The following is a 7,581-nucleotide window of genomic DNA, read 5'->3' on the forward strand; positions in this document are numbered from 1 at the left end:
GTAGAAGGGGTTCCCTGCGGTCAGGTCGTGCAGCCTGCCCGGATCCAGGGGAAGGTTCGCGACGATCCTCGCCACCCCTGCCACGGACAGCGGCTGCAGGTGCAGCCGCCGGCTCTGCCCCGAGGCCCCCAGGTCCCCGAGCACCGAGCGAAGCGGTCCGGACGGAGCCTCGTCGCGGAAGGTGAGGATCACGAGCGACCGCGTGGAGCGGATGCGGCGACCGACGAAGCGCACCAGATCGAGCGTGCTGTCGTCCGCCCAGTGCAGGTCCTCGATCACCATGACCGAAGGAACCACCAACAGCCCGAGCACAGCCGAGAAGAGGTCATGGCGGTGCGTGTCGCCGTCGACGAGCGCCGTCGGCAGGTGGCCCGCGGCCGCCATGTCGCGCAACGGCCCCAGGGGGCGGGGGGTCAGGAGCGGGTCACAGGCACCCCAGATCACCGGCACGCGTGGTCCCAGGCCCCGACAGAACTCCGTGAGGAGGGAGGACTTGCCGAGGCCTGCCTCGGCACCCACCAGGACCAGCGCGCCCTGGCCACGAGCAGCGCTGGCGAACAGCGCGGTCAGCTCTGCTAAGGGAGCCTCCCGCTCCACGAGCTCCATCTGCTCACAGTACGGCCGCGGTCCGCCGACCGGCGGCGATTCGCTTTCGGTCCAGTCCCGCGCTCGTTGTCCACGAGCTCCCTGTGCTATGCCGGCGCGAGGAAGGCCGACAGCGCCGCGGCATACATCGCCGGGTCCTCCGCACCGCACAGCTCGCGGGCGCTGTGCATCGACAGCAGGGGCGCGCCGAAGTCGACGGTCGTGGCACCGGTCAGCGCCGACGTCATCGGACCCACCGTGGAGCCGCACGGCAGGTCGGTGCGGATGACGAAGCTCTGCATGGGCACGCCGGCCTGCTCGCAGGCCAGCCGGAAAGCGGCCTCCCCGACCGAGTCGGTCGCGTAGCGCAGGTTGGCGTTGACCTTGAGGACCGGTCCGCCGTTGACAAAGATCTGGTGCAGGGGCTCGTGCCGGTCGGCGTAGTTGGGGTGCGTCGCGTGCGCCATGTCGCCGCTCGCGATGACGGTGGTCGCGAGGGCGCGCCAGTAGTCCTCCCGTGACCCGCCCGCGGCGAGCACGATCCGCTCGAGCACCGACGGCAGCAGCGTCGACATGGCGCCGCGCTCCGAGGTGCTGCCGATCTCCTCGTGGTCGAAGAGCACGAGAACCGGCACGAGGGCCGGCTCGGTGGCCGCAGCATCGAGGAGCGCCCGCACGCCCGCGTAGGAGGTGGCGAGGTTGTCGAGCCGAGGCGCGGCCACGAGCTCGCGACGCCGACCCAGCCTGCGCGACGCCTCGATCGGGTGCGTCATGACGTCCCAGCCGAGGATGTCGCCGGCGGGCACGCCGATCTGCTCGCTGAGGTAGCCGCGGAAGTCGCCGGGCGTGTCCCCCAGGCCCCACAGCGGCTCGAGGTGCTGCTGCCGGTTGAGGGTCAGGCCCTCGTTCTGCTCGCGGTCCAGGTGGATGGCGAGCTGCGCGACCCGCAGCAGGGCCGTCGTGTCGTGGAAGAGCCTGGTCTCGACCGCTCTCCCTCCCTCACCACGCACCGCCACCCGTCCGGCCAGGCCGAGGTCGCGGTCGAGCCAGGAGTTGAGCAGCGGCCCGCCGTAGACCTCGACGCCCAACGACTGCCAGCCGGCCTTGAGGTGGTCGGGGTTGGGCTTGATCCGCAGGTTGGGGCTGTCCGTGTGCGCGCCGACGACCCGGAAGCCGGCAGCGGGACCCAGCCCAGCGGCATACGGGCCCCTCGTGTCCCACGCGATGAGCGAGCCGCCGCGCACGAGGAAGTGGGCGCCCGGCTCCGTCGGGAACGGCTCCGACTCGACGACCTCGGTGAAGCCGGCCTCGCCCAGCCGCGCCGCCGCCTGCGCGCACGCGTGGAAGGGGGTCGGCGAGGCGTCGACGAAGTCGATCAGCCCCTGGGCCTCGATGTCGGTGTCGAACGCGTGCGCCATGGGACCCGACCCTATCCCCCGCGCTGCGCGCCCTCTGCCCCGCCCGTATGCCGCTGAGCTCGCCCCGCGCCCACGCGGGGATGCGAAAGGGCCCGGCCCGCCGAAGCGGACCGGGCCCTCCCGGAGTTGTTGCGTCAGATCACTTGTTGATCTTGATGACGCGGCCGGCGCCGACCGTGCGGCCACCCTCGCGGATGGCGAACTTGAGGCCCTCCTCCATGGCGATCGGCTGGATGAGCTCGACCTTCATGTCGGTGTTGTCGCCGGGCATGACCATCTCGGTGCCCTCGGGCAGGTGCACGACACCCGTCACGTCCGTGGTACGGAAGTAGAACTGCGGACGGTAGTTGTCGTAGAACGGCGTGTGACGGCCGCCCTCGTCCTTGGACAGGATGTAGACCTGCGCGTCGAAGTCGGTGTGCGGGGTGATGGAACCCGGCTTCACGACGACCTGGCCACGCTCGACGTCCTCGCGCTTGACACCGCGAAGGAGCAGGCCGACGTTCTCGCCCGCGCGACCCTCGTCGAGGAGCTTGCGGAACATCTCGACACCGGTGACCGTGGTCTTGGTGGGCGGGCCGGTGTGGATGCCGACGATCTCGACCTCCTCGTTGACCTTGAGGACACCGCGCTCGATACGGCCGGTGACGACCGTGCCACGACCGGTGATCGTGAAGACGTCCTCGACGGGCATGAGGAACGGCTTGTCGATGTCGCGCTCGGGCTCGGGGATGTAGGTGTCCACCGCGTCCATGAGGTCGAGGACCGACTGGCCCCACTCAGCGTCGCCCTCGAGGGCCTTGAGCGCCGAGACCTTGACGACCGGCAGGTCGTCGCCCGGGAACTCGTAGGACGAGAGGAGCTCACGGACCTCCATCTCGACGAGCTCGAGGATCTCCTCGTCGTCGACCATGTCGGCCTTGTTGAGCGCCACGACGATGTAGGGAACGCCGACCTGCTTGGCCAGGAGGACGTGCTCACGCGTCTGCGGCATGGGGCCGTCCGTCGCGGCGACCACGAGGATCGCGCCGTCCATCTGAGCCGCACCCGTGATCATGTTCTTGACGTAGTCAGCGTGACCGGGGCAGTCGACGTGGGCGTAGTGACGACCCTCCGTCTGGTACTCGATGTGCGCGATCGAGATCGTGATACCGCGCTGGCGCTCCTCGGGAGCCTTGTCGATGTCCTCGAACGCGAACTGGGGGTTGAGGTCCGGGTACTTGTCGTGCAGGACCTTGGAGATCGCAGCCGTCAGCGTCGTCTTGCCGTGGTCGATGTGACCAATGGTGCCGATGTTGACGTGCGGCTTGGTCCGCTCGAACTTTGCCTTCGCCACTGTGGTCCTCCTCAGGACTTCATAGTGTTACGCCGTACGACCAGGGCAGGACGTGGCGCTGTTGGGTTGTGATGTGGGGTGTTGAATCCCGTGGTTACCTCGGGAGAGCCTATCGGGGAAGCCCCGAAAGTCACTCGCCGCGGGTCTTCTTGATGATCTCCTCGGCAACGGCCTTGGGGACCTCTGCGTAGGAGTCGAACTCCATGGAGAAGCTCGCGCGACCCTGCGTCTTGGAACGCAGGTCGCCGACGTAGCCGAACATCTCGGACAGCGGGACGAGGCCACGAACGACCTTGGCGCCGCTCACGTCGTCCATGCCCTGGATGTGGCCACGGCGGGAGTTGATGTCGCCGATGACGTCACCCATGTAGTCCTCAGGGGTGCGGACCTCGACGGCCATCATCGGCTCGAGGAGCACGGGGTCGGCCTTGCGGACGGCCTCCTTGAGCACCATCGAGCCGGCGATCTTGAACGCCATCTCCGAGGAGTCGACGTCGTGGTACCCACCGTCGAGCAGGGTCGCCTTGATCCCGACGAGCGGGTAGCCGGCGAGCACGCCGTACTGCATGGCGTCCTGGATACCGGCGTCGACCGACGGGATGTACTCGCGCGGGACGCGACCACCGGTGACGGCGTTGACGAACTCGTAGAGCTCGCCACCCTCGGCGTCGACGAGCGGCTCGATGGTCACCTGGACCTTGGCGAACTGGCCCGAGCCACCGGTCTGCTTCTTGTGGGTGTAGTCGTACTTCTCGACGGCCCGGCGGATCGTCTCGCGGTAGGCCACCTGCGGCTTGCCGACGTTGGCCTCGACCTTGAACTCACGCTTCATCCGGTCGACGAGGATGTCGAGGTGAAGCTCGCCCATGCCGGCGATGATCGTCTGGCCGGTCTCGTCGTCGAGGTGGACCTGGAAGGTCGGGTCCTCGGCGGAGAGCTTCTGGATGGCCGTGGACAGCTTCTCCTGGTCGCTCTTCGTCTTCGGCTCGATGGCCACCTGGATGACCGGCTCCGGGAACGTCATCGACTCGAGGACGATCGGGTCCTGCAGGTCGCAGAGCGTGTCGCCGGTGGTCGTGTCCTTGAGGCCGATGGCCGCGTAGATGTGACCGGCCATCGCCTCGTCGACCGGGTTCTCCTTGTTGGCGTGCATCTGGAAGAGCTTGCCGATGCGCTCCTTCTTGCCCTTGGTCGAGTTCATGACCTGGGTGCCGGAGGAGATGTGCCCGGAGTAGACCCGGATGAAGGTGAGCGTGCCGAAGAACGGGTGCGTGGCGACCTTGAAGGCGAGCGCGGAGAACGGCTCGTCCTTGCTCGGCTTGCGGGTGAGCTCGACCTCCTCGTGGCCCGGCTTGTGCCCGATCATGGCGGGCACGTCGAGCGGCGAGGGGAGGTAGTCGACGACCGCGTCGAGCATCGGCTGGACGCCACGGTTCTTGAAGGCCGACCCACACAGGATGGGGTAGAGCTCCGAGTTGACCGTGAGCTTGCGGATCGCGCCCTTGAGCTCCTCGGGGGTGAGGTCCTCGCCACCGAGGTACTTCTCCATGAGGTCGTCGTCGGACTCGGCGACGCGCTCGACGAGCTGGTGGCGGTACTCCTCGGCCTTCTCCTTGAGGTCGGCCGGGATCTCCTGGATCTCGTACTTGGCGCCCATGGTGACGTCACCCTTGGCGTCGCCCGGCCAGACCAGGGCCCGCATGTGGATGAGGTCGACGACGCCGACGAACTCGCTCTCCGAGCCGATCGGCAGCTGGAGGACGAGCGGCTCGGCGCCGAGCCGGTCCTTGATGGTCTGCACGGTGAAGTAGAAGTCCGCGCCGAGCTTGTCCATCTTGTTGACGAACGCGATGCGGGGGACGTCGTACTTGTCGGCCTGACGCCACACGGTCTCGGACTGGGGCTCGACGCCCTCCTTGCCGTCGAAGACCGCGACGGCGCCGTCGAGGACGCGCAGCGACCGCTCGACCTCGACCGTGAAGTCGACGTGGCCGGGCGTGTCGATGATGTTGATCTGGGTGCCGTTCCAGAAGGAGGTGACCGCGGCGGACGTGATCGTGATGCCGCGCTCCTTCTCCTGCTCCATCCAGTCGGTCGTCGACGCACCGTCGTGCGTCTCACCGATCTTGCGGTTGACACCGGTGTAGAAGAGCACACGCTCGGTCGTCGTCGTCTTGCCGGCGTCGATGTGCGCCATGATGCCGATGTTGCGGACCTGGTTCAGGTCCGTCAGGACGTCGAGTGCCACGTCAGTTGTCTCATCTCATTCGTGTGGGGGAAAGTCTCGGGAGCCGATCCGCCAGGGAGCGCGGTAGGGCTCGGTCCGGGGGTGTGCCACTGAGCGAGCCCAGCGGCACACCCCCGGCCTGCTGTCACCAGCGGTAGTGCGCGAAGGCCTTGTTGGACTCGGCCATCTTGTGCGTGTCCTCGCGACGCTTCACCGCGGCGCCGAGGCCGTTGGACGCGTCGAGGATCTCGTTCATGAGGCGCTCGGTCATCGTCTTCTCGCGACGCTGACGGGAGTAGCCGACGAGCCAGCGCAGGGCCAGCGTCGTGGAGCGGCCCGGCTTGACCTCGATCGGCACCTGGTAGGTGGCGCCACCGACCCGGCGGGACTTGACCTCCATGGCCGGCTTGACGTTGTCGAGCGCACGCTTGAGCGTCGCGACGGGGTCGGTGCCGGTCTTGGCGCGGACACCCTCGAGGGCGCCGTAGACGATCGTCTCGGCGATCGACTTCTTGCCGTCGAGGAGGATCTTGTTGACGAGCTGCGTCACGAGCGGGCTGGCGTAGACCGGGTCGACGACCAGCGGACGCTTCGGAGCGGGTCCCTTACGAGGCATCAGCCCTTCTCCTTCTTCGCGCCGTAGCGGCTACGAGCCTGCTTGCGGCCCTTGACACCCTGGGTGTCGAGGGTGCCGCGGACGATCTTGTAGCGAACACCGGGGAGGTCCTTCACACGACCACCGCGGACGAGCACGATGGAGTGCTCCTGCAGGTTGTGGCCGACGCCCGGGATGTAGGCCGTGACCTCGATGCCGCTGGAGAGCCGCACACGAGCGACCTTCCGGAGGGCAGAGTTCGGCTTCTTGGGGGTGGTGGTGTACACGCGGGTGCACACACCGCGGCGCTGGGGCGAGCCCTTGAGCGCCGGGGTCTTGGCCTTGGAGGCCTTGTCCTCGCGGCCCTTGCGGACCAGCTGGTTGATGGTAGGCAACCTGGTTACTCCGTAACGTTGCTGTTGTCGTGCCGACCCTGCCGGGCCGACTCCTTGGCTGTTCGCATCCTCGACCCCCGAGGTCGGGCGTGTCGGACGCGGTGCTCCCACCCGCACTCCCCACGAGTTCGACCTCGTGGATTGCCCGGTGGAAGGTTCGCTCTTGACCGCAGTGATGTCGCCTCGGCCGTGGCCGACGGACAGGGCACCGAAGCCGTCATCGCGCATGCCTGAGCGCATGTCTCAGACACAGTGTTCAAGCGTACCGGCGCACGCCACGCCCACCAAATCCGTGACCCTTGCGCTCCCGGCCCGGTTGAAGGTAATACGCGACCACCAGCGGTCGGGCGATACCTCGAACGAGCATCCCGGAGTGCCGGTCAGCCGAGCCTCCAGTCACCGGCGTAGATGTGCAGCACCGGCACGCCCAGCACCTCGCGCGCCTGCGACGCCCAGTCCGTGTGGAAGGTGTCCTCCACGGCGTGCGGCTCGGTGACGACGACGACCTCGCGGGCGTTGAGACGCTCAACCTCGGCGAGGAGGGTCGGCATCGGGTCGTCGCCCGTGACCTCGCCGGTGACCGTCAGGCCCCGCTTCTCGAACTCCTCGACGCTGCGGGCCAGCGCCGTCTGGGCATCGGCGTGCGCGCCCTCGCGGTCGACGGGACGCAACGCCTCGAGGGCTTCTCGCATCTCGAAGAGGCTGAGGTGGTTGAGGAAGGCGCTGAGCATGTTGCGGTCGGTGTCCGCGGGAACGAGCACCCGGTAGGTCTCCTCGGCCTCGTCCTCCGCGTGCAGGCCGACGATCTTGTCGACGTCCACCGGCTTGAGGGCCTCCTCGGTGAGGACGATGACAGTGGCCAGGGCGGTCGCCTCGGTCGGCTCGACGGTCGGCTCTTCGGTCGGCTCTTCGGTCGGCTCGGAGGGCGTGTCGACGTGGGGTGCTTCGCTCATACGGCAACCCTAGCGAGCGGCTCGCCCGGCGCCGCCCCGAACCACGTCACACCCGGAAAGCCCGCTGGGCCG

7 protein-coding genes are annotated in these 7,581 nt (G+C 68.1%); all 7 read right to left on the reverse strand.

The window, feature by feature from the left end; all coding sequences use genetic code 11:
• Window positions 1–606: AAA family ATPase (locus tag OO014_RS18470; protein WP_272463796.1), on the reverse strand; the 606-nt coding region annotated here is incomplete at its 3' end.
• 86 nt (window positions 607–692) lie between these two features.
• Window positions 693–2,003, reverse strand: a complete 1,311-nt coding sequence (locus tag OO014_RS18475; protein ID WP_272463797.1) for a M18 family aminopeptidase — start codon at window positions 2,001–2,003, stop codon at window positions 693–695.
• A gap of 139 nt (window positions 2,004–2,142) precedes the next feature.
• Window positions 2,143–3,339 (reverse strand): elongation factor Tu, encoded by a 1,197-nt coding sequence (gene tuf / locus OO014_RS18480; RefSeq protein ID WP_272463798.1) that lies wholly within the window; start codon window positions 3,337–3,339, stop codon window positions 2,143–2,145.
• A gap of 130 nt (window positions 3,340–3,469) precedes the next feature.
• A complete protein-coding gene (gene fusA, locus OO014_RS18485) occupies window positions 3,470–5,587 on the reverse strand; it encodes an elongation factor G (protein WP_272463799.1) in 2,118 nt (705 codons plus the stop codon).
• A gap of 124 nt (window positions 5,588–5,711) precedes the next feature.
• The gene (gene rpsG / locus OO014_RS18490; RefSeq protein WP_272463800.1) at window positions 5,712–6,182 is read right to left on the reverse strand and encodes a 30S ribosomal protein S7; all 471 of its coding nucleotides are present in this window, start codon (window positions 6,180–6,182) and stop codon (window positions 5,712–5,714) included.
• Window positions 6,182–6,556: a 30S ribosomal protein S12 gene (rpsL, locus tag OO014_RS18495; protein ID WP_272463801.1), complete on the reverse strand. Its 375-nt coding sequence runs from the start codon at window positions 6,554–6,556 to the stop codon at window positions 6,182–6,184. The genes rpsG and rpsL overlap by 1 nt, the downstream gene beginning before the upstream one ends.
• Window positions 6,557–6,936: 380 nt before the next feature.
• Window positions 6,937–7,509: a hypothetical protein gene (locus OO014_RS18500; RefSeq protein ID WP_272463802.1), complete on the reverse strand. Its 573-nt coding sequence runs from the start codon at window positions 7,507–7,509 to the stop codon at window positions 6,937–6,939.
• Between the last annotated feature and the right edge of the window lie 72 nt (window positions 7,510–7,581).

This window comes from Intrasporangium calvum (genome assembly GCF_028446585.1).
Lineage (GTDB): Bacteria > Actinomycetota > Actinomycetes > Actinomycetales > Dermatophilaceae > Intrasporangium > Intrasporangium calvum_A.